The 21,919-nt window shown below is 74.4% G+C and carries 19 protein-coding genes; 13 read left to right on the top strand and 6 right to left on the bottom strand.

The genetic code is table 11. The features are described 5' to 3' along the window. The first annotated feature begins 47 nt into the window (after positions 1-47). Positions 48-680: a hypothetical protein gene (locus JQN72_RS13760; RefSeq protein WP_204135692.1), complete on the top strand. Its 633-nt coding sequence runs from the start codon at positions 48-50 to the stop codon at positions 678-680. Here the strand turns inward: JQN72_RS13760 and JQN72_RS13755 are convergent. Both JQN72_RS13755 and JQN72_RS13750 read right to left on the bottom strand, forming a co-directional pair. Next, positions 664-2,157, bottom strand: a complete 1,494-nt coding sequence (locus JQN72_RS13755) for a cryptochrome/photolyase family protein (RefSeq protein ID WP_204135691.1) — start codon at positions 2,155-2,157, stop codon at positions 664-666. The genes JQN72_RS13760 and JQN72_RS13755 overlap by 17 nt on opposite strands. Then, positions 2,157-3,410 (bottom strand): NAD(P)/FAD-dependent oxidoreductase, encoded by a 1,254-nt coding sequence (locus JQN72_RS13750; protein ID WP_204135690.1) that lies wholly within the window; start codon positions 3,408-3,410, stop codon positions 2,157-2,159. The genes JQN72_RS13755 and JQN72_RS13750 overlap by 1 nt, the downstream gene beginning before the upstream one ends. 145 nt (positions 3,411-3,555) lie before the next feature. Here JQN72_RS13750 and JQN72_RS13745 point away from each other — a divergent pair, with 145 nt between their 5' ends. Genes JQN72_RS13745 through JQN72_RS13710 form a run of 7 tightly spaced genes read left to right on the top strand, consistent with a single transcriptional unit; the run spans position 3,556 to position 10,682 of the window. After that, on the top strand, positions 3,556-4,656 hold the full coding sequence (locus JQN72_RS13745) for a polyprenyl synthetase family protein (protein ID WP_204135689.1): 1,101 nt from the start codon (positions 3,556-3,558) through the stop codon (positions 4,654-4,656). Then, positions 4,653-6,155, top strand: coding sequence for a phytoene desaturase family protein (crtI, locus tag JQN72_RS13740; RefSeq protein WP_307812686.1), 1,503 nt, complete (start codon positions 4,653-4,655; stop codon positions 6,153-6,155). The genes JQN72_RS13745 and crtI overlap by 4 nt, the downstream gene beginning before the upstream one ends. After that, positions 6,152-7,663 (top strand): isopentenyl-diphosphate Delta-isomerase, encoded by a 1,512-nt coding sequence (gene idi, locus JQN72_RS19075; protein ID WP_374190898.1) that lies wholly within the window; start codon positions 6,152-6,154, stop codon positions 7,661-7,663. The genes crtI and idi overlap by 4 nt, the downstream gene beginning before the upstream one ends. 3 nt (positions 7,664-7,666) lie before the next feature. After that, positions 7,667-8,008 (top strand): lycopene cyclase domain-containing protein, encoded by a 342-nt coding sequence (locus JQN72_RS13725; RefSeq protein ID WP_204135688.1) that lies wholly within the window; start codon positions 7,667-7,669, stop codon positions 8,006-8,008. Continuing rightward, on the top strand, positions 8,001-8,339 hold the full coding sequence (locus JQN72_RS13720; RefSeq protein WP_204135687.1) for a lycopene cyclase domain-containing protein: 339 nt from the start codon (positions 8,001-8,003) through the stop codon (positions 8,337-8,339). The genes JQN72_RS13725 and JQN72_RS13720 overlap by 8 nt, the downstream gene beginning before the upstream one ends. Then, positions 8,326-9,066, top strand: a complete 741-nt coding sequence (locus JQN72_RS13715) for a class I SAM-dependent methyltransferase (protein ID WP_204135686.1) — start codon at positions 8,326-8,328, stop codon at positions 9,064-9,066. The genes JQN72_RS13720 and JQN72_RS13715 overlap by 14 nt, the downstream gene beginning before the upstream one ends. Beyond that, positions 9,063-10,682, top strand: coding sequence for an NAD(P)/FAD-dependent oxidoreductase (locus JQN72_RS13710; protein WP_204135685.1), 1,620 nt, complete (start codon positions 9,063-9,065; stop codon positions 10,680-10,682). The genes JQN72_RS13715 and JQN72_RS13710 overlap by 4 nt, the downstream gene beginning before the upstream one ends. Positions 10,683-10,872: 190 nt before the next feature. Here the strand turns inward: JQN72_RS13710 and JQN72_RS13705 are convergent, their stop codons facing one another. Further along, entirely contained in the window at positions 10,873-11,883 is a 1,011-nt protein-coding gene (locus tag JQN72_RS13705; protein ID WP_204135684.1) for a DUF5914 domain-containing protein, read from the bottom strand. An 81-nt stretch (positions 11,884-11,964) separates the two neighbouring features. Between JQN72_RS13705 and JQN72_RS13700 the strand changes: the two genes are divergently transcribed. Next, the gene (locus JQN72_RS13700; protein WP_204135683.1) at positions 11,965-12,363 is read left to right on the top strand and encodes an SRPBCC family protein; all 399 of its coding nucleotides are present in this window, start codon (positions 11,965-11,967) and stop codon (positions 12,361-12,363) included. Positions 12,364-12,459: 96 nt separating this feature from the next. Here JQN72_RS13700 and JQN72_RS13695 read toward each other — a convergent pair whose 3' ends face one another. Next, positions 12,460-12,903 (bottom strand): PPOX class F420-dependent oxidoreductase, encoded by a 444-nt coding sequence (locus JQN72_RS13695; RefSeq protein ID WP_204135682.1) that lies wholly within the window; start codon positions 12,901-12,903, stop codon positions 12,460-12,462. A gap of 80 nt (positions 12,904-12,983) precedes the next feature. Between JQN72_RS13695 and JQN72_RS13690 the strand changes: the two genes are divergently transcribed. Then, positions 12,984-14,471 (top strand): MDR family MFS transporter, encoded by a 1,488-nt coding sequence (locus tag JQN72_RS13690; protein WP_204135681.1) that lies wholly within the window; start codon positions 12,984-12,986, stop codon positions 14,469-14,471. 69 nt (positions 14,472-14,540) lie between these two features. Beyond that, positions 14,541-16,349, top strand: a complete 1,809-nt coding sequence (locus tag JQN72_RS18950) for a glycerophosphodiester phosphodiesterase family protein (protein WP_307812684.1) — start codon at positions 14,541-14,543, stop codon at positions 16,347-16,349. A 21-nt stretch (positions 16,350-16,370) separates the two neighbouring features. Here JQN72_RS18950 and JQN72_RS13680 read toward each other — a convergent pair whose 3' ends face one another. Beyond that, entirely contained in the window at positions 16,371-18,761 is a 2,391-nt protein-coding gene (locus tag JQN72_RS13680; protein ID WP_239100645.1) for an FdhF/YdeP family oxidoreductase, read from the bottom strand. 217 nt (positions 18,762-18,978) lie between these two features. Here JQN72_RS13680 and JQN72_RS13675 point away from each other — a divergent pair, with 217 nt between their 5' ends. Both JQN72_RS13675 and JQN72_RS13670 read left to right on the top strand, forming a co-directional pair. Continuing rightward, positions 18,979-20,583 carry a hypothetical protein gene (locus JQN72_RS13675; protein ID WP_204135679.1) on the top strand — a complete coding sequence of 535 codons (1,605 nt, stop codon included), beginning with the start codon at positions 18,979-18,981 and terminating at the stop codon, positions 20,581-20,583. After that, positions 20,580-21,275 (top strand): DUF429 domain-containing protein, encoded by a 696-nt coding sequence (locus JQN72_RS13670; protein WP_204135678.1) that lies wholly within the window; start codon positions 20,580-20,582, stop codon positions 21,273-21,275. Before JQN72_RS13675 ends, JQN72_RS13670 begins: the two co-directional genes overlap by 4 nt. A gap of 15 nt (positions 21,276-21,290) precedes the next feature. On the opposite strand, the gene JQN72_RS13665 is transcribed toward JQN72_RS13670, so the two are convergent. Continuing rightward, positions 21,291-21,908, bottom strand: coding sequence for a hypothetical protein (locus JQN72_RS13665; protein WP_204135677.1), 618 nt, complete (start codon positions 21,906-21,908; stop codon positions 21,291-21,293). Between the last annotated feature and the right edge of the window lie 11 nt (positions 21,909-21,919).

Raw genomic sequence — 21,919 nt, 5'->3', positions numbered from 1 at the left:
TCGCGGGCCGTCCACCCGAGGGGTGGACGGCTCGCCATCATGGGCGCATGACCTCCGCAGGGGAACCGGGCAGACCGGACCGCCGCCGCGCACGGTCGGCCCGCACCCGGGAGGCCATCGTCACCGCGTTCCTCGAGCTCGTCCACGAAGGACACACCCGGCCGACCGGCGCCCAGGTCGCCCGGCGTGCCGACGTCTCGGAGCGCACGCTGTGGTCGAACGTCACCGACCTCGACACCCTCTACGAGGCGGCGGGGGAGCGCATCCGCCGGTATGCCGAGACCCTCGCCGTCACGATCCCGACGGACCTCCACTTCGAGGAACGGCTCACCCGCTTCTGCGCACAGCGGGTCGCGGCGCACGAGGCCATCACACCCTTCGCGCGCGCGAACCGGCTCCGCGGCTCCGGCTCCGCGGCGGCGCGGCACAACCGCACCCGCTACCTCACCTACTCACGGGCCGAGCTCGAGGAGGTCTTCGCCCCCGAGCTGGACCGGCTCGGGCCCACCCGCGAGGCAGTCGTCCTGCACCTCGTGACGACCACCACCTGGTCCGCCTGGGCGGTGCTGCGCGACGAGCTGGGGCTCGACGCCGACACCGCCGCGAGCGTCGTGCTGGCCGGCCTCCGGGCCGGTCTCTCCGAGCCGGCGGGGCCGGGGGCCCTCACAGACGACGGATGACGCGCCGTCCCCGGGCGAGCAGCTCGTCACGGCGCGCGGCATCCATGCCGTCCCACGACCGCGTGACCATCCGCGCCCGGTGGTTGGCCTCGAAGACCTCGCGGTGGTGGTCGACGAAGCTCCAGTAGAGGGCGTCCCAGTCCTCGCGCCACTCCCCGGTGCCGAAGTCGGTCATCTTCCGCAGGTAGCTGCTGCCCGAGACGTACGGCTTGGTCGTGATCCCGGTCCCGGCGGCGAACTGCGACATCGCGTAGACGTTGGGGACCATGACCCAGTCGTAGGCGTCGACGAAGAACGCCATGAACCACTCGTAGACCTCGTCGGGGTCGGTGCGCAGCAGGCACATCGCGTTCCCCAGGACCATGAGCCGCTCGATGTGGTGGGCGTAGCCGCGCTCGAGCGCCCCCCTGACGACGTGGTCGACGGGGTCCAGCCCGGTGCTGCCGTCCCACCAGCCGGCCGCGAGCGAGCGGGTGTGCCGCAGGTGGTTGGAGGTCCGCATCCGCCGCCCGTACAGGTGGTAGGTGGCGCGCATGTACTCGCGCCACCCGATGAGCTGGCGGACGAACCCCTCGAGCGAGGCGAGCGGCACGTCGCGCTCGTCGGCGGCCCCGAGCACGGCGTCGAGGACCTCCCGGGGGTCCAGCAGCCCGCAGTTGAGCGCCGGGGTGATGACGGCGTGGAAGACGAACGGATGCTCCACGGACACCGCGTCCTCGTACGGGCCGAACTCGTCCAGACGCTCGTCGACGAACTCGCGCAGCGCCGCCCGGGCCTGCTCGTGGGTGACCGGCCAGTCGAAGCCGTCGGCCCGGCCGGGGGCGTCGGGGAATGCCTCGGCGACCCACGCGACCGCCTCGTCGACCTCGGGCAGCCGCGGCGCCGACGCCCGCCTCGGCACGTCGTGGCCCTTCGGCAGCTTCTTGCGGTTCTCCTCGTCGAAGGACCACCGCCCACCGACCGGCCGGTCGTGCTCCCTGCCCTCGACGAGGACGTCGAGCCGCTGCCGCTGCCACTCGTAGAACGACGCCATCCGGGCGCGGTGCTCCCCGAACCACGTGGTGAGCTGCGGCCTCGTCGTGAGGAAGTTCGGCGTCTCCTCGACGTCGTCCGGTGTCAGCTCGACCTTCGCCTCGCGGAACGCCCGCCGCACGTCGCGCAGAAGCCAGTCGTCGACGACGTCGTGCAGGCGCACCTCGTCCGGGTCGAGCTCGGCCAGGAGCTCGGCGAGGCGGGTGCGGGTCGTGCGTCGGGTCGAGGTCTCGACGACATCGACCTCGAAGCCCTCCTCCCGCAGCCGCTGCGCGAAGAGGCGCATCGAGGCACGGTGCAGGACGAGCTTCTGGGCGTGGAACGGCTGCTGCCGGAACAGCAGGTCGTCCTCGACGAGGACGAAACGGGTCCCTCGGGGCTCGTCCAGCAGGCCCTCGAACAGCTGGTGCGGGAAGACGACCCGTAGCCGGCGACGCGGCGCCATCAGGCGTCGGCGAGGTCGGTGAGCACGACCCGGGCGACGCGGTCCCCCGACACCAGCGCGCCCTGGATCGACGCCGTGTCGCGGTGGTCGCCCGCGACGTAGACCCCGGTGTCGACCCGGGCGGGCGAGGTGACCCGCAGCGGGGGCAGCTGGGCCGGCAGCGCGTGGTGGACGTCGTCCCGCCGGATCGTCTCCCACCGCCCGGTCGGGGCACCGAACACGTCGGCGGCCTGGCGTCGCACCTCCTGCTCGGTGGGGTCCACCCCGTTCCCGAGGAGGGTCGTCACCTGGACCAGGTGCGCCCCGGGCGGCGCCAAGGACGGTACGGCGTTGCTCATGACGGCCGCGTTGACCATCGGACCGCGGCGGCGGCCGTCGACGACGACCATCGCGGAGTCCGTCGGTGGCTCGGGCACCGAGAACCACCAGGTCCGCAGCCCACGGGTCGGAGGAGCCGGGACGTCGACGAGCCCGGAGACCGCGTCCGGTCCCACCGCGACCACGGCGGCCCGGGAGGTGACCGTCGTCCCGTCGGCGCAGACCACCTGTGGCTCCCGGCCCGGACGCACCCCCACGACGGGGGTCGACGGTCTGAGCTCCGGGCCGTGCCGCCGCCGGCGGCAGCGGTCCGCGATCCACTCCGGCAGGGCCTGGATGCCCCGCGCGGGCAGCCCCGGGACCCCGAGTGCGAACATCCGCACGAGCAGCCGCACGAACGCCTCGGACGTCTCGCCGCGGTCCTCGGCGACGACGCCCGCCAGCAGTGGCTCGAGCAGCTCCTGGCGCAGCGGCCCGGAGACGCCCGCTGCGTCGAGACCCTCGCGCAGGGACCGGTCCCGGCCGTGGACGACCGAGCGCGGCCGGGTGAGTGCCGGCCCGGCCCAGCGGGCGAGCGTGGCGATCTCGGGAGGGCTGAGCAGGCCGCTGCGGAGCGTCGCCGGCACCCCACGCGGCTCACGGAGCGGATGGGCCACCTCGACCAGGCCGGCCTCCCGGCGCACGAGCACCCCGGCCCCGAACGGGCGCAGCCCCAGGTCGTCGACGTCGACGAAGCGCCGGACCGCGGGGTAGGCCGGGTTGAGCACGTGGAAGCCGCGGTCCAGGAGGAAGCCGTCGACCTCGTCGGTGTGCTGCCGCCCCCCGACCGTGGCGTCCCGCTCGAGGACCACGACGCTGCGGCCGCCCTCGGCGAGCCGGTCGGCGCAGCGCAGCCCGGCGAGCCCGGCCCCGACGACCACGACGTCCGCCTCCATCCCTCGACCCTAGGGCCGCGACCGGCGACGCAGCGAGGCTCGTCGAGGGTTGTCCAGGGTCTTGAGGGCCCGGTCCGGGGCTCTGGTTGAATCGAAGGCCCCGACAGGTCAGGCGGTGCGAGCGATGAGTGCCCAGGTGCGTCCCGTGGCCCTCGACACCGCTGCCCCGACGCCGGTCGAGCAGACCCTGGCCGATGTCGACCACCTCCTCACCGAGACCCTCGACGACGTGCGCGCCGAGCTCGCCCGGGCGGTCACCGGCACCGGTCCGGACGCGAGGGTGGACGCCGGGGCGCTGCGGGTGGGGCTCGTCGACGAGCTCGGCACACGGCTCATGCACCACGGCAAGCGGATCCGCCCCCGGCTCACGCACTGGGGATGGGTGCTCGCGGGCGCGCCCGCGAGCGCCCGCGACGACCTCGTCCGGGTCGCGGCGGCGATGGAGCTGCTGCACCTCTTCGGGCTCCTGCAGGACGACGTGATGGACCGCTCCGACACCCGCCGGGGCCGCACCACCCTGCACGTCGAGGCCACGGGACGGCACCGCCGCGCGGACGGCCTCGGCGACGCGACCCTCTTCGGTGACAGCGTCGCCGTGCTCGTCGGTGACCTCGCCCTCGCCGAGGCCGCGATGCTCGTCAGCCCCACCTCGCCGGAGGTGCGCAGGGTCTGGCGCCTCATGACCGTCGAGCTCGTGGAGGGACAGCTGCTCGACGTCACGCACGCCGCGGACCGCCGCCGCGACGTCACGACCTCCCGACGCATCGCCCGGCTCAAGAGCGGCCGGTACACGATCACCCGACCGCTCCAGCTCGGCGCGCTCGTCGCCGGCGCCGACCCCGCGCATGTCGAACGCCTGCTCACCTGGGGCGACCTCGTCGGCGACGCCTTCGCGCTGCGCGACGACGTCCTCGGCGTCTGGGGCGACCCGGCCGTCACGGGCAAGCCCTCCGGGGACGACCTCGCGTCCGGCAAGCCGACCGTCCTGCTCACCTGGGCCGACGAGATGCTGCCCGACCACGCCCGCCCGCTGCTCGCCGCGTGCGACGCCGGCACCCTCGAGCCGGACGGTGTCACCGCGCTCCAGCAGGCCATGGACGCCGCCGGTGTCCGTGAGCGCGCGGAGCAGGACATCGCGGGTCTCGCCGAGACGGCCGGCGAGCGGCTGCCGCTGGTCGGCGCCGACCCCGCGGCCGACGCGGCCCTCCGCGAGCTCGTCTCGTCGATCGCCTGGCGCACCTCGTGAAGGTCGTCGTCGTCGGCGCGGGGCTGTCCGGGCTCTCCGCCGCGTGCCATCTCACCGCGGCGGGGCACGACGTCACGGTGCTCGAGCGCGAGGACGTCGTCGGTGGACGCGCCGGCCTGCTGCGCCTCGGAGCGTTCCGGATGGACCCGGGGCCGGTGGTCATGACGATGCCCGAGCTCGTCCACGCGCCGGTCCGGGCCGTCGGCGGCGACCCCGGGACCCTCGTGCCGATGCGGCGGCTCGACCCCGGGTACCGCGCGGTCTACGCGGACGGCTCCGAGCTGCTCGTCCGGGCAGACCTCGCCGAGCTGCGCGAGGAGGTCCGGCGGCTGTCCGGGGACCGCGACGCCGCGGGGTTCGACCGCTTCGTGTCCTGGCTCCGGGACCTCCACGACGTCGAGTTCGGCCCGTTCGTCGACGCCAACTACTCCTCGCCGCTCGACCTCCTCCGCTCCCCCGTTGCCGCGGCCCGGCTGCTGCGGCTCGGGGGGCTCGGAGCACTCGGCCCCAAAGTGGCCTCGTTCTTCGACGACGAGCGGCTGCACCGCATCTTCGGCTTCCAGGCGCTCTACGCCGGCGTCGCTCCGGCCACCGCGCGGGCCGTGTTCGGCATCATCACGTACATGGACACCGTGCGGGGCGTGTACTACCCGCAAGGTGGGATGCACTCCGTGCCCCGGGGCATGGCCCGGGCGCTCGCCGACGCCGGGGTTCCGGTGCACTGCGGGGTCGAGGTCACCGAGGTGCTGCGCCGGGGGGACGGAGCCGTGGCGGGTGTCGCCACCACGGACGGCGAGCGCGTCGCCGCGGACGCCGTCGTCTGCACCGTCGACCTCCCGGTCGCGTACGAGCGCCTCCTGCCCGGCGTGCCCGCCCCCCGGGTCGTCCGCCGCGGGACGTACTCACCCTCCGCCGTCGTCTGGCACCTGGGCGTGCGCGGCACGCCCGCCCCGGGCACGGCGCACCACACCATCCACTTCGGGGAGCAGTGGGACGAGGCGTTCGAGGCGCTCATCGAGCGGGGCGAGCTGATGCCCGACCCGTCCCGGCTCGTCACCGTCCCGACCGTCACCGACGAGGCCGCCGCCCCGGAGGGGTGCACGACGCTGTACGTCCTCGAGCCGGTGCCCCACCACGGGTCCGCGCTCGACTGGTCCCGCGAGGCCGGCCCGCTGCGCGAGCGGCTGCTCGCCTTCCTCGACGGCCACGGCTACCCCACCGACGTCGTCGAGGAGCGGCTCGTGACACCGGACGACTGGGCGGCCCAGGGGATGCACCTCGGGACGCCGTTCGCCCTCGCCCACACCTTCCGCCAGTCCGGCCCGTTCCGCCCCGGCAACGTCGACCGACGGGTCCCCGGGCTCGTCTTCGCAGGCTCCGGCACGACGCCCGGTGTCGGGGTCCCGATGGTCCTGGTCAGCGGCCGGCTGGCGGCCGAGCGAGTGCGGGAGTACGCCGGCGCCGCCTCCCCCCGCCTCCCGGCGAGGGCACGACGATGAGGACCGACCCGGACGTCCTCGCCGCGGGGTACGCGCGCTGCGCGGAGGTCACCCGTGAGCACGGCACGACGTACTACTGGGGCGCCCGCCTCCTCCCCGAGGAGGACCGGCGGCACGTGTTCGCCGTCTACACCCTCGCCCGGACGGCCGACGACATCGTCGACCTCGCCGGCCCCGACCCGGGCCCGGAGACCGCCGCGGCGCTGGACGCCTTCGAGGCACGGTTCGAGGGCGCGCTGCACTCCGGCACCTCCGAGGACCCGGTCCTGGCCGCGGTGACGACCACGGTCCACGAGCGCGGCATCCCGCAGGAGTGCTTCACGCGCTTCTTCGGGGCGATGCGCACCGACCTCACCCGGCGCACCTACGAGACCTGGGAGGACCTGCTCGGCTACATGGACGGCAGCGCGGCGGTCATCGGCGAGATGATGCTGCCGGTGCTCCACCCCCGGGCCGACGTCGTCGCACCGGCGCGGGCGCTCGGGCTCGCGTTCCAGCTGACGAACTTCCTGCGCGACGTCGGGGAGGACCTCGACCGCGGCCGGGTCTACCTGCCCCAGGAGGACCTCCGCCGCTTCGGCGCCGACCCGCACACCCGCGTGGTCACCGACGAGTGGCGGGCTCTCATGGCCTTCCAGATCGCCCGCAACCGGCGGCTCTACCGCGAGGCCGACGTCGGGCTCGCCGCGCTGCCCCCCCGGTCGCGCCGGTGCGTCGCGACCGCCCGCGTCCTCTACGCGCGCATCCTCGAACGCATCGAGGCCCGCGACCACGACGTCTTCTCCGGACGGGCCCGGGTCCCCACCCCGGCCAAGGCGGCGCTGGCCGTCCGGATGGTCCTGGCCCGGGACCCGGCACGGATCGTCGCCCGGGACCGGGCGGCGCAGGTCCCCGAGCGCGGCTGGGTGGCCGACGACCGGGTCGTGCTCGTCGACGACGCCGGGGAGGCGGTCGGGACGGCGTCCAAGTCGTCCGCCCACCACGACGCGACACCGCTGCACCTCGCCTTCTCCTGCTACGTCGTCGACGACGCCGGCCGCCTGCTCGTCACGACCCGCGCGGCGAGCAAGCCGAGCTTCCCGGGCGTCCTCACCAACACCGTGTGCGGGCACCCCCGCCCCGGGGAGGACCTCGAGACGGCCGTGCGGCGCAGGGCCCGCGACGAGCTCGGGGTCGAGCTCGTCGACCTGCGTCTCGTCCTCCCGCACTTCCGTTACCGCGCGGCGATGGGGGACGTCGTCGAGCACGAGCTCTGCCCGGTGTACGTCGCACGTGCGGCGTCCACCGGCCTCGGCCCGGACCCCGCCGAGGTCGACGACGCCGCATGGCTCCCGTGGGAGTCCTTCGCCGCCGACGTCCTCACCGGGCGACGGTCCGTGTCCCCCTGGTGCGCCGAGCAGGTCCCGCTGCTCGCCGCCCTCGGCCCCGACCCGCTCGCCTGGCCGAAGGCCGACCCCGCCCGGCTGCCGCCCGCGGCGCGCGCCGGTGGCGGGGTCGGGGCCCGCTGAGCCGTGGACGACCGCTACCAGTACCTGCTCCTCATGGGGGCCTGCCTGCTCGTCACGCTGCCGCTCGAGCTCGCGCTGCGGGCCCGGGTCTACCGGCGGCCGTGGCGGCTCCTGCGTGCGCTGCTCCCCGTCGTCGTCCTGTTCGTCGCCTGGGACGTCCTCGGCATCGCCCGCGGCCACTGGACGTACAGCGAGCGCTACACGACGGGTGTCGTGCTCCCGCTCGGCGTCCCGCTCGAGGAGCTCGTGTTCTTCCTCGTCGTCCCGGTCTGCGGGCTCCTCACCTACGAGGCGGTGGGCACGGTCCTCGGGTGGGCCCGCCGGGAGCGGAGGGACGATGCCTGAGTACACCCTGCTCGCGTGCGCGTCCGTTGCCGGTGTCGTTCTCGCGGAGCGGTTCTGGCTGCGGACGGGCGTCTTCCGGCGGGCGCAGTACTGGCTCTCGATGGCCATCGTGGCCGCGTTCCAGGTGCTGGTCGACGGATGGCTGACCAAGCTCTCCGCCCCGGTGGTCCTCTACGACGAGACGCAGACCGTCGGCGTCCGCGCCCCGTGGGACATCCCGGTGGAGGATTTCCTGTTCGGCTTCAGCATGGTCACTCTCGGGGTCATGCTATGGGTCCGCCATGGCCGCGAGGCCGAGCCGATGGAGGAGGTCACCGATGACAGCCCATGACTGGGTGCTCGCCGACGCATTCGACCGTGCCGCCCCGACCTACGACGCGATGGTCGCGCTGTCACCCGGCTACCACGAGCAGCTGCGCACCGCGGCGGACGCCCTCGTCGCGGGCCTCCCCCTCGACGAGTGGGGGACGGCGCGCGTCCTCGACCTCGGGTGCGGGTCCGGCGCCTCGACCCAGGCCCTGCTCGACGCCTGGGCGGCCGCGGGGTACGAGTCCGGCAGCATCGCCGTCGCGGGGGTCGACGCCTCCGCCGGCATGATCGGCGAGGCCTGTCGCAAGACGTGGCCCGCGGGGATGGACTTCGTCGTCTCGGACGCCGTGGAGTACCTGCGCACGCTCCCGGACGCGTCCGTCGACGGCGTGCTCGGCGCGTACCTGCTGCGCAACGTCCCGGACCGGCAGGCCCTCGTGGAGGAGGTCGCCCGCGTGCTCGTGCCGGGCGGCACGGTCGTCCTCCACGACTACTCCGTGGCCGGCAGCCGCCGCGCCCGGGCGGTCTGGGCGGCGGTCTGCCACGCCGTCATCGTGCCGCTCGCGGCGATCAAGCGCTCCGACGTCCCGCTGCACCGCTACCTGTACACGAGCGTGCGTGACTTCGAGTCCGTCGCGGACATCTGCCGTCGCCTGCAGGAGGCCGGGCTGACCGATGTCCGGCACCGGTCGTACCGCGGCTGGCAGGACGGCGTCGTGCACACCGTCGCGGGCGGGCGGCCCGCGTGACCTCGAGCCGGACGCCGCGGTGGCGGCCGGGCTCGGACCCGCGAGCGGTCTTCCACCCGCCGCCGCGGCCCGCGGACGCCCCGGACGGTCGTGAACCCGGGGACCGGCACGTCGTCGTCGTGGGTGGGGGCATCGCCGGGATGACCGCGGCCCTCGGGCTGGCCGAGCGTGGGGTGCGGGTGACACTGCTCGAGCGCGAGGGCGGTCTCGGGGGCCGGGTGCGGTCCTGGCCGGTGACGCTCGCGGACGGCTCGCCGTCCCGGATGAGCCGCGGATTCCACGCCTTCTTCCGGCAGTACTACAACCTGCGTGCCGTGCTGCGGCGGACCGACCCGGCGCTCGAGGGCATGCGCCCGGTCGAGGACTACCCGCTCGCCCGGGCCGGGGGCGGTTCCGACTCCTTCGCCGGGCTCCCGACGACCCCGCCGTGGAACCTCGCGGCGTTCGTCGCCCGCAGCCCGAGCTTCGACCGCCGCGGGCTCGCCGGGGTGGACGTCGAGGCCGCGCTCAGGCTGCTCGACATCGACCCGCGGCGGGTCCGGGCCGAGCTCGACGGCGTGAGCGCGGCCGAGGTGCTCGACCGGATGCGCTTCCCGGACGCCGCACGGCATCTGGCGCTCGAGGTCTTCGCGCGCAGCTTCTTCGCCGACCCCCGCGAGCTCTCCGGCGCCGAGCTCGTGACGATGTTCCACCTCTACTTCGTCGGGTCCGCCGAGGGCCTGCTGTTCGACGTCCCCCGCGACGACTACGACACCACCTTGTGGGAGCCGCTCGGACGTCACCTGCACGGGCTCGGAGTCGAGACCTCGGTCCACCGGGAGGTCACGGAGGTCCTCGAGGGTGACGACGGCCGGCTCGCCGTGCACACCCTCGACCTCACCGGCGGGATGCGCCCCGAGGTGTTCGACGCGGATGCCGTCGTCCTCGCCCTCGACCCCCTGGGCCTGCGCAAGGTCGTCGGCGCCTCGCCGGCGCTCGGTGGTGACGACGGCCCCGGCGGGCGATGGCGGGGCCGGGTGGCGGCGCTGCGCTCGGCGCAGTCCTTCGCCGTCTGGCGGCTGTGGCTCGACGGCCCGCTGCGGGCCGAGCGGGCGCCGTTCCTCGGGACGAGCGGCTACGGCCCGCTCGACAACGTCTCCGTGCTCGACCGGTTCGAGGACCACGCGGTCGCGTGGGCGGACGCACACGACGGGTCGGTCGTCGAGCTGCACGCGTACGCGCTGCCGGAGGACACCGACGAGCCCGAGCTGCGGGCCGCCCTGCTCGAGCAGCTGCACCGGGTGTACCCGGAGACCGCGGGGCTGCACGTCCTCGACGAGTGCTGGCTCGTGGAGCGTGACTGCGTGCTCGTCGGCCTCGGGCCGTGGGCCGCCCACCCGGGGGTGGGGACCCCGGACCCGCGCGTCGTCCTCGCCGGGGACGCGGTGCGCTGCGACCTGCCGGTCGCCCTCATGGAGCGCGCGGCGACCACCGGCTGGCAGGCCGCCGACCGGCTCCTCACCGGCTGGGGCCTGCCCGGCCACGGCGTGTGGTCGGTGCCGCTCACCTCACGGCTGGGCCGGGTGCCCGCCGTCGCCCGCAGGGCCATCCGCGCCGGCCGCCGCCTCCGCGCCTGACCCACCCCTCGTGCACCTCCACTTTCTCGCCTGATGCCGGAACCTTCGGTCACGCGCCCCGAACTTCGGGGTGCGTGACCGAAGGTTCCCGCACCAAGCCCGCGGCCGCGCCCGCTCGTGATCACTGCGGCCGTCCCGCGCGGCCCGCACCGGCTCCGGGCTGCACCCGGACACGGTTCGCCGCGCAGCGCTAGACGAGCCCGCGGCGGAGGGCGTAGCGCCGGGCGGCGTACTCGAGGTCGTCCGCCCACAGCTGGGTCTGCGACGCCCGCATCCCCACCCGGACGAGCGGCGCGAGTCGGCGCGCGACCCGGAACCCCGCCCGATCGGACGTCGCGACGACCGCCTCGGTCATCACGGTGCGGGCCGGATGCTCCCCCGGCGCCGTGAGCGGGGTGGCGTGGGTCTCGACGACGCTGCCGACCCCTTCGCCGTCCGTGATCGTCATGACGACGGTGTGCGAGTCCGGGCAGGTGAACTCGGCCCGCACCGGCACCGCGAAGGTCCGCCCCAGCCGGTAGGCGACCTCGAGGACGAGGCGGTCGTCCGACGACGCCGCGTCGTCCACCGCGAGGTCGCTGAACGCGTACGGGTGCAGCCAGGCGCCGTGCCACGGGTCGAGCCGGTTGGCGACGATGTCGCGCGGCTCGCAGGTCGCCGCGAGCGAGACGACCGACGCGATGGCGCCGTCCGCCACCGGCCGCGCGGCGAGCACCGGATGCTGGGTCGGCTCGGCCCCGTCCTCCACGACCCCGACCCGCGCCCACACGAGGACGCCGTCGTCGTGCGCCGCGAAGGTCGCCCACGGGGGCCGGGTGTCCCGGCCGAGCGGCATCCCGTGCCACCGGCACAGGACCGCGCCGTCGACGACGTCGCAGCCGTGCAGCCGCGCACCGAGGTGCGGGCAGGCGCCGGGCCCGGCCAGCACCCCGCCGTCCGCGTCCCGCCAGAGGACGACCTCCCGGCCGGCCACCCGCCGCACCACGGAGCGTCCGCGCGGGACGTCCGCCGAGGCCGCGACGACCAGCCACCCGTGGGTCGGACGGGCCAGCGCGTCGGCGACCGCCCGCTCGATCCGGGCCGGCCTCGCCTCGAGCCACGTGCCGCGCAGGTGCGCCGGGGTGGCCTGCGGGAGGTAGCGGACCGGGACGCGGCCACGCACCTCCGCACGCCAGGAGCGGTCGGTGCGCAACAGGCTCATGCTCCGACGCTAACCCGGCCGGGGCACCGGGGCCAGGGCGGGCAGCCGACGCGTCGAGCCCCTGTCTGCGACGATGGCCGGGTGTCACCCCTCGACGGCTCGCTCCGTGTCGCGGCCACCGGAGCGGTCACCCCCGAGCACGCCTGGGCCCGGTACACCGAGCCCCGCCGCTGGCCGTCCTGGGCACCGCACCTGCGCGAGGTCGACTACCCCCACGAGGTCGTGCAGCAGGGGACCAGCGGACGGGTGACCGGGGTGGCCGGGGTGGTCGCGCTGTTCACCGTCGAGAGCGTCGACCACGACGCCCGGCGCTGGTCCTGGCAGGTCCGCTCGGGCGGGGTTCACGTGCGGTTCGAGCACGGGGTCGACCCGGCGGAGGACGGTTGCGAGGCCTGGCTCGTCGGGCACGCGCTGTGGCCCGTGCTGCTCGCCTACGCTCCCCTCGCCCGATGGGCGCTGGGCCGGCTGGTCAGCCCGTGAGCGGCTTCGTGAGGGCCGCGCAACGAGCTCGACCTGACGGCCGACCACGGCAGCCGTGACCCTTCAGCCGCGGGCCTTCTCGATCGGACGTCGCCGTCAGGACGTGGAAGGCCCTGCGGGGGCGGGTTCGCGCTCGAGACGGAGCAGGATGCCCGCCCGTGGCGCGCGCCGGATGCCGACGCGCGAGGCCACGGCGTCGACGGCGTCGGAGAGCCGAGCGGGCCACCCGTACTTCGCGACGACCGCCCGGCGCACCTCCTGCACGTCAGCGGGTGCTCGGACGACGACGCCCTCGCCGCGGTAGGTCGGCGCGTCGTCCTTCACCCGCCCGCGGACGTCGCACCGCCGCACCTCGACGCGGGAGGTCTGGGCCAGCCGCCTGGTCTTGCCGGTGCCGTCGACGGTGATGACGACGAGGTGGTCGCTGCCGTCGAGCGCGGGAGCCACCCAGACAGCCGTCGGCACGGGCACGCCGGTGCGCCGGTAGGTGGTCAGGGAGACGTAGCCCACGTCGGCGAGTGGGTGGTCCGCGGCGCTCATCGGCCCCAGCCTAGAGGGCTGACCGGGAGCCGGCGCGCGCCGAATCCGAGTGTCCACGTACTGTCGGAGCCGATCCCACCATGACGACGACCGACCCCACCTCCGTTCCCGTCCCCGAGGGCCCGGACGCCGCCCCGGCGCGCGGCTCCTACCCCGTGCTGCGCTGGCTCGTCGCCGCCGCCTTCACGGTCATCCTCAACGAGACCGTCATGGTCAACGCCATCCCCCGGCTCATGGCCGAGTTCGAGGTCACCGCACGGGCCGCGCAGTGGCTCTCGACCGCGTACATGCTGACGATGGCGGTCGTCATCCCGGTGACCGGCTGGCTCCTCCAGCGGGTCACGACGCGCGCGGCGTTCGTCGTGGCGATGGCCACCTTCGGCACCGGCACGGTCGTCTGCGCGCTCGCACCGACGTTCCCCGTCCTCGTCGGCGGCCGCGTCGTCCAGGCCGCGGGGACGGCCGTCATGGTGCCGCTGCTCATGACGACGCTGATGACCGTCGTGCACGAGCGCGACCGCGGCCGGGTCATGGGCAACGTGACCCTTGCGATCTCGGTGGCACCGGCGCTCGGCCCGGCGCTCTCCGGGGTCGTGCTCGCCGTCGCCGGCTGGCGCTGGCTGTTCATCGTCGTCCTGCCGATGGCGGCCCTCGTCACGGTCATCGGCTTGCGCCGCCTCGAGAACGTCGGTGAGACCCGCGCCGGGAACATCGACTGGGCCAGCGTCGTCCTCGCCGGGCTCGGCTTCGGTGGCCTCGTGTACGGGCTCAGCCGGATCGGTGAGGAGCAAGCGGGCGGCGTCCCGGCCTGGGCCTGGGTCGTCGGGGGGATCGCCGTGGTCGCCGCCTTCGTTCTGCGGCAGCGCTCGCTCACGCACCGCTCCGAGCCGCTCCTCGATCTGCGTACCCTGACGTACCGCATCTACGCGACGGCGCTCACCATGCATGCGGTGGCCTTCCTCGCGATGCTCGGCGCGATGATCCTCCTGCCGCTCTACCTCCAGGACCTACGCGGCCTGTCTCCGCTGCAGACGGGGCTGCTCGTCGCCCCGGGCGGCGTGGTCATGGGGCTCCTCGGGCCGGTGGTCGGGCGCGTCTTCGACCGCCTCGGAGGCCGGCCGCTGATGATCCCCGGGTCGGTCGGGGTGCTGGTCGCCCTCGGCGTGCTGAGCCGGATCGGCGAGACGACGCCCTACGCGCTCATCCTCTGCGTCCAGGTGGTCTTCATGGTGAGTCTCGCCGCCCTGCTCACGCCCGCGTTCACGCTCAGCCTGGGCTCGCTCCCGCCGTACCTGTACTCGCACGGCAGCTCGCTGCTCGGCACGGTGCAGCAGGTGGCCGCGGCGGTCGGCACCGCGGTCACGGTCACCGTCCTGTCGTGGCGCTCCGCCCGGCTCTCGGCGGACGGGGCCTCGGACGCCGCGGCCTACGTCGGCGGGATGCAGGCGGCCTTCGGGGTGATGGTCGTGCTCGCAGTCGTCGTCGTCGTGCTCGCGGTGCTGCTGCCGGGCCGCGTGCCGGCCGCACCGGAGGGCGCCGCGGCTCCGGTGGAGCAGACCTCCGCCTGACCCACCTTTCGCACAGCCGACGGTTCCGGTTCACCCGGGCGTCGCGGACCCCGTGGGACAACGGATGTCATGCCCTCCCGCATCCGCGCGGCCCTGTCCGCCGTCACCGTCCTCGCCGCGACCGGAGCCGTCGCCACCACCGCGCCGGCCGCCGCGGCGACCCCGTACCGCACGTTCGACCTGCAGGCGCACCGTGGCGGCGTCGCCCTCACCGTCGAGAGCACCCTGCCCGCGTTCGAGAAGGCGCTGCGCCTCGGGGTCTCCACCCTCGAGCTCGACGTCCAGATCACCGAGGACGGCCGGGCCGTCGTCACGCACGACCGGGTCGTCGACGGCGCGAAGTGCCGCGACACCGCACCCGCCGTGCCGGGCGACCCCGAGTGGCCCTACGTGGGCGACCACGTCAAGGACCTCACCCTCGCGCAGGTCCGCACTCTCGACTGCGGGTCGCAGACCCTGCCGCGGTTCCCCGACCAGGAAGCGGAGCCCGGCGCCCGGATGCCGCTGCTGTCCGAGGTCTTCGACACCGTGCACCGCTTCCGCGCCCGCGACGTGATGCTCAACGTCGAGACCAAGGTCGAGGCGGGGGCACCGGAGGAGACCGCGCCGCGCGAGCAGTTCGTCCGGGTCGTCGCGGGTGAGGTGCGCCGCGCGAGGCTCCAGCGCCAGGTGACCGTCCAGAGCTTCGACTGGGGCGCCCTGATGCGGATGCACGAGGTCGCGCCGGAGCTGCCGCTCGTCGCGCTCGACAACGAGGACTTCCTCGAGGTCGGGCAGCCCGGAGCGTCCCCGTGGCTCGGCGGCCTCGACATCGACGACTTCGGCGGCGACCCGGTCGCGGCCGTCGCGAGCTTCGGCGCGTCCGCGTGGTCGCCGGTCCAGGGCCGGCCCCAGGACGGCACGGTCGGGGACGAGACGTTCGTCCCGTACGTCGACCGGGCCGACGTCCGGCGGGCCCACGCCGCCGGACTCGAGGTGGTCCCGTGGACCGTGGACGACCGCGCGACGATGGCGCACTTCATGGATCTCGGCGTCGACGGGCTCATCACCGACCGGCCGGACGTCCTCCGCGACCTCATGGCCGAACGGCACCTGCGCCTCCCCCGGGCGTACGAGGACCCGACCTCGCGACACGTCACGCCGCTGCGGAACGCCCACGCGCACAACGACTACGAGCACGACCGGCCACTGCTCGACGCCCTCGACCAGGGCTTCACGAGTGTCGAGGCCGACGTCTGGCTCGTCGACGGCGAGCTGCTCGTCGCCCACGACCTGGAGGACGCGGTACCCGGCCGGACGCTGGAGTCGCTCTACCTCGAGCCGCTGCGCCGGCGGGTCCGCGGCGGGTCGGTGTACCCGCACGACGACGGCCCGTTCCAGCTGCTCGTCGACATCAAGTCTGACGGGCCGGCCACCTACGCGGCGGTGAGCCGACAGCTGCGCGAGTACCGGCGCATCCTCACCCGGTTCGCACCGACCCCTCGGGACGGCGCGGTCGAGGTCGTCATCAGCGGCAACCGCCCCCTGGCGCAGATGGTCGCCGAGCGCACCCGGTACGCCGGGTACGACGGGCGGATGGCCGACCTCGTGACCCCCGTGCTCCCGGACACGGTGATGCCGCTGGTCAGCGACAACTGGGCCAACCACTTCACCTGGGCCGGCGAGGGGCCGATGCCCGCGGAGGAGCAGACGAGGCTGCGGCGGCTGGTCGCCACTGCGCACGAGCACGGCTACCGGCTGAGGTTCTGGAACACCCCGGACACGCCCGGCCCGGCCCGGACCGCCCTGTGGTCGGTGCTCCTCGACTCGGGCGTCGACCACGTCAACACCGACGACCTCGCCGGGCTCGCGGACTTCCTGGAGGTCCGCGACCTCTGAGCCGTCCCGGGGTCGAGTCGGTCAGCTGAGGTGGACCGGCTCGACCTCGCTGCGGTGGCTGCGGTCGGTGCCGGCCTTGACCCGGGTGTCGGCGTCCGCGTCGTGCCGCTCGCACGAGCCGTGCGGGGCGAACCGGACGACGACCGACTTCGACGCCGGACAGTTGCTGCCCTCGGCCGTGTGGTCGAGCGGGACGAGCACGTTGCACTCCGGGTAGTAGGCGGCGGCGCAGCCGCGCGCCGTCGGGTACGACACGACCCGGTAGCCGTGGGCCACCCGCTCCGAGCCGTCGGTCCACACCGAGACGACGTCGTACAGCTGCCCCTCGGCGAGCCCGAGGGCGGCGATGTCGTCCGGGTGCACCATGACGACCTGGCGGCCCCCGGCGAGCCCGCGGTAGCGGTCGTCGTGGCCGTAGATCGTCGTGTTGAACTGGTCGTGGCTGCGCAGCGTCTGGAGCAGCAGGTGTCCCTCGGGAGCCTCGAGGACCTCGATCGGGTTCACCGCGATCTGGGCGCGGCCGGAGGGGGTGTCGAAGGTGCGGGTGTCCCGCGGCGGGTGCGGCAGGGTGAAGCCGCCCGGCCGCTGGACCTTCGCGTCGTAGGCGTCGCACCCGGGCACGACGTTGCCGATGTGGTGCCGGATGCGGGAGTAGTCCTCGGCCATGACGGCCCAGTCGAGGTCCGAGCCCTCGGGCGCCGTGCCCAACGTCGCCTCGGCGATCCGACAGATGATCCACGGCTCACCGCGCAGGTGCTCGCTCGCGGGCTCGTTCCGGCCGACCGAGAGGTGCACCTCGGACATCGAGTCCTCGACCGTCACGCCCTGCCAGCCGGCCGCCGTGACGTCCTTCTCGGTGCGGCCGAGGCACGGGAGGACGAGCATCCGCCGGCCCGGCAGCATGTGCGTGCGGTTGGGCTTGGTCGACACCTGCACGCCGAGGTCGACCGAGCGCATCGCCTCGTGGGTCACCTCGGAGTCCGGCGTCGCGGCCGCGAAGTTGCCCCCGAGCCCGAACAGCACGCGCACCTTGCCCTCGACGAGCGCACGGATGGTGTTGACGACATCGTGACCGCGCTGGTGCGGCGGGTCGAACCCGAACTCCTGGCGCAGCGACTCGGCGAAGTGGGCGGGCAGCTTCTCCCAGATGCCCATCGTCCGGTCGCCCTGGACGTTGGAGTGGCCGCGGACGGGGCACAGGCCGGCACCGGGCTTGCCGATGTCGCCGCGGAGGAGGGCGACGTTGGTGATCTCCTTGATCGTCGCGACGGCGTGCCGGTGCTGGGTGACGCCCATCGCCCAGCAGTAGACCGTCCTGGACGAGCCGGCGATGGTGTCGGCGAGCCGCTCGATCTGCTCGCGCGGCAGCCCGGTGGCGCGCAGCACGGCGTCCCAGTCGAGGCCCTCGACGTGCGCCTTGTAGGACTCGAACCCGGTGGTGTGGCGGTCGACGAAGTCCTGGTCGACGGCTCCGCGCTCGACGAGCAGCGCGCCCACGGCCTGGAAGAGCGCGAGGTCGCCGCCGAGCCGGATCGGGAGGTACTCGCTCGCGAGGTCGGTGCCGACCCCGGTGAGCCCGCGGACGGTCTGCGGGTTGTCGAACTTCATCAGCCCGGTCTCGGGCAGCGGGTTGACCGCGACGACACGGCCACCGTTCCGGACGCACTTCTCGAGGGCGCTGAGCATCCGCGGGTGGTTCGTCCCCGGGTTCTGCCCGGCGATGACGACGACCTCGGCGTCGTGGACGTCGTCGAGCGTCACCGAGCCCTTGCCGATGCCGATCGACTCGGCGAGCGCGACGGACGTGGACTCGTGGCACATGTTCGAGCAGTCCGGCAGGTTGTTCGTCCCGAAGGCCCGGGCGAAGAGCTGGAGGGTGAACGCGGCCTCGTTCGAGGCCCGGCCGCTCGTGTAGAAGACCGCCTCGTCGGGCGAGTCCAGGCCGCGCAGCGTCTCGGCGACGACGCCGACGGCCTCCTCCCAGGAGATCGGCTCGTAGTGCGTGCCGCCCTCGCGCAGGATCATCGGCTCGGTGATCCGGCCCTGCTGGCCCAGCCGGTAGTCGCTCCACGTCGCGAGCTCGGCGACGGAGTGCTCGGCGAAGAAGTCGCGGTCGGCGCGGCGCTTCGTGGCCTCCTCGGCGACGGCCTTGGCACCGTTCTCGCAGAACTCGGCGAAGCTGCGGTGCTCGGGGTCGGGGTCGGGCCAGGCGCAGCCCATGCAGTCGAAACCGTCCGCCTGGTTGAGCCGGCGCAGCGTGTTCACGGCGCGCACCGGACCCATCTGGCCGGCGCCGCGGTTCATCGACACCGCCACCGCCTCGACCCCCGCCGCTGCCGAGCGTCGCCGGTGCCGGTCGACGTCGGTCGCCCCCACGTCGCCGTCCGGGGCGCCCTTCCAGGGCTCGAGCATTCGGGATCTGCGAGGGCGGGAGGCCATGAACCGCAGCCTGTCATCCGACCGGGGGTCGGTGGCCCGTCGGGTCCCCCTGGATTGCTGGTCGTCGCAGGTCTGGCGTGCATCGGCCGGACGGCCATGGTCTGGACGTCGACGCGACGGTCGGCCCCGATCCTTCCTATCCTGTCATCGGCTCATCCTCCCCCTCTGCAACCCGTGACGGAGTCCCTGCATGCGTCTGTCCACGCGCCTCGTCCTCGTGCTCGCGAGCGCCATCGGCGTTGTCGGGACCGCCGCCCTACCCGGGTACGCCGAGGGGCCCGGCACGCTCGTCAACGACACCGGCGTCCTGACCGCCACCGTGGTCGACGACTTCGACGGCGGCAGCAGCCGCACCGAGCTCGACCTCGTCGAGACCGACCCGGCGGGGGGCACGGTCGGTCGCCGGGCCCTCAGCGTGACCGGTGTCGACCCGTCGCGCGTCCGCGAGCTCGTCGGACGGCAGGTCGTCGCGAAGGGCCGGAGGACGAAGGACGGCGGGATCGAGGTCACGGCTTCCGGTCTCACCGAGACCTCGCCGGGCGCCCCCGAGGACCCGGGCGTCGCCGAGGCTCCTTCCGTGGCGGAAGCAGGCCCGAAGACGGTGCGAGTGCTGGCCGTCACGGTGCGGTTCAAGGACACGCCCAGCGCCTCCCCGGTCAGTTCGTCCGTGCTCTCCAGCCGCCTCTTCACCGGGTCGAAGAGCGTACGGGCCTACTACGACGACCTCTCCGACGGGCAATGGGACGTGCGCGGGCGTGTCGTCGGGCCCTACACGGTGAGCCGCACGAGCTCGAGCACGTGCGAGTCCTCGGACTACTACGACTGGGCGCGCTCGGCCGAGCAGGCCGCGATCGACGCCGGTGTCGACACCTCCGCCTACACCCACCTCATGGTCGTGTGGGGCCGCGGCGCCACGCCCGGATGCGGCTGGGCCGGGCTCGGGCAGCTGCCGGGCAACCTCACCTGGATCAACGCGAGCGACCCGAACCTCTACGTGCTGTCGCACGAGCTGGGGCACAACTTCGGCGAGCACCACGCCTCGTCCTACAACTGCACGGGTGGGGTCATCGCCGCGCCGGCGAGCTGCCGCGCCGTCTCCGAGTACGGGGACCCCTTCACCACGATGGGCGCAGCGCCGTACCTCCAGCACGCCACGGCACGTGAGCACTACCAGCTCATCTCCCCGCGCGGCCTCGCGGGTGGTGAGGCACGGACGGTCCGGCTCGCGCCGGCCGACACGACCTCCGGTGTCCGCGAGCTGCGGGTCTCCCGGCCGGACGGCACGGCCGTCACGGTCGAGTACCGCCGGCCCACGGGCCTGTTCGACGCGTTCGCCTCGAGCGACCCGGTGGTCAACGGGGTGACGCTGCGACTCGACCGCGGCCTGGGCAAGCAGACCTACCTCTTCGACACGACCTCGTCAACGTCGAGCGACTCGGATGCGCCGCTGCGCCTCGGCAGGAGCGTCATCGACCCGGTGACCGACTCGCAGATCACACTGACCGGCCTCAGACCCGACGCCGCGACCGTGCAGGTCACATCTCCGAGGGCGGTCCGCGGCCTCCGGGCGATCGCGAGCGGCACGAGCCTCACCGTCGCGTGGACGCAGCCATCCGGGGTCTCTGCCACCTCCTACCTGGTGAGCCTCGACGGTGGCGCGCCCGTCCGTGTGGACGGCACGCGGTGGACGACCGCGGTGGAGCCCGGACGCCACCGGGTCGTCGTCCGCGCCGTAGACGGCTCCGGCATGACCCACCCGGCGGCAACCACCAGCGTGCTCTCCCGAGTGATGTGACCACCGAGTCCGTGCTCGGCCTCGACGGCTGCCGGGCCGGCTGGGTCGGAGCCCTGCTCACCGGCGGCACGGGTCGGCCGCGCATCGTCGTCGGACGGACCGTGGCCGAGGCCGTCGCGGACGTCGGCGCCGGCACCTCGCTCGAGGTCGTCGGCATCGACATCCCCATCGGTCTGCCGGACGCCTCCGTCCGGCACGCCGACGCCCTGGCCCGCCGGGCCGTCCCGGGCAAGGCGTCCTCGGTCTTCCCGACGCTCACCCGGGCCGCCTACCTCGCGTCCGACCGCACGACGGCCAGCGCGGTCAACGCCCGGCTCACCGGGCAGAAGGTCGGCGCGCAGGCGTTCTCCTTGCGGGCGAAGGTCCTCGAGGTCGACGCCTGGGTACGCGACGAGCCGGGTGTCGAGGTGCTGGAGGTGCATCCGGAGGTGTCCTTCGCCGCGATGGCCGGCGCCCCGCTCCTCCCGTCGAAGCGCGCGCCGGAGGGCGTCCGGGTGCGGCTCGCCGCGCTCCGGACCGCCGGCATCACCCCGCCACGCGTGACACCCGGACGCGGCGTCGGCACCGACGACGTCCTCGACGCGTGCGCCGTCGCCTGGACCGCGGCCCGGCGCGCGGCCGGCACGTCGCACTCGCTCCCGGACCCGCCCGAGGTGTTCTCGGACGGCATCCCGGCCGCCATCCACGTCTGACCGGGTGCGCGGCCCTCAGTGGTCGTGGCAGCAGGGCACCTGCACGCGTCGCTCGAATGGGAGCAACACCCCGCCGGCCCCGGCCTGGACCGACAGCACGCGCCGTCCGGCACGCCAGACGGGACGGGCCCACTCACGGAGGTCGAGCGTCGACGCCCGGGTCACCTCGATGCCCGGGAGCGCCTCGACCGCGTCGACGGTGCCCGACTCCAGCAGCTCGCCCACGGTGACCACCCGTTCGACCCCGTCCTGGCCGGCGAACCGGGCGAGACGGCCCGCCGAACGCGCCGTGTGCTCCGATACCGCCGCCGCCGCGCCGCTCTCGAGATCGGTGCGAGCGGGTGGGCCGCCGGGCGTCACGGCCACGGCTGCGTCCAGCGCGTCCTCGACCGACGCGGCGAGGGCGACCGGGTCGACGGCGGACCCGGCGGTGACCGCGACGGCGTGGTGGCGGCCGGTCTCACCCCGGCCCGGCGCCCCGACGAGATGGGTACTGACCAGGAGCGGGCCGTCGGCCCCGCCGAGCACCTGCTCGACGAGGCCGACGAGGTGCTCGACGGCGGCGGTGTCGTTCGAGCCGGCGTCCAGACCGACAGTGCCGGGCCGGGGCCCGAGGACGGGGCCCCGCGGCACGCGTCCGGTGG

Origin of the sequence: Phycicoccus sp. CSK15P-2, assembly GCF_016888005.1 — a bacterium.
GTDB lineage: Bacteria > Actinomycetota > Actinomycetes > Actinomycetales > Dermatophilaceae > Phycicoccus.
The sequence above is the reverse complement of the archived record's forward strand: the minus strand, read 5'-3'. Positions and strand labels throughout refer to the sequence as shown.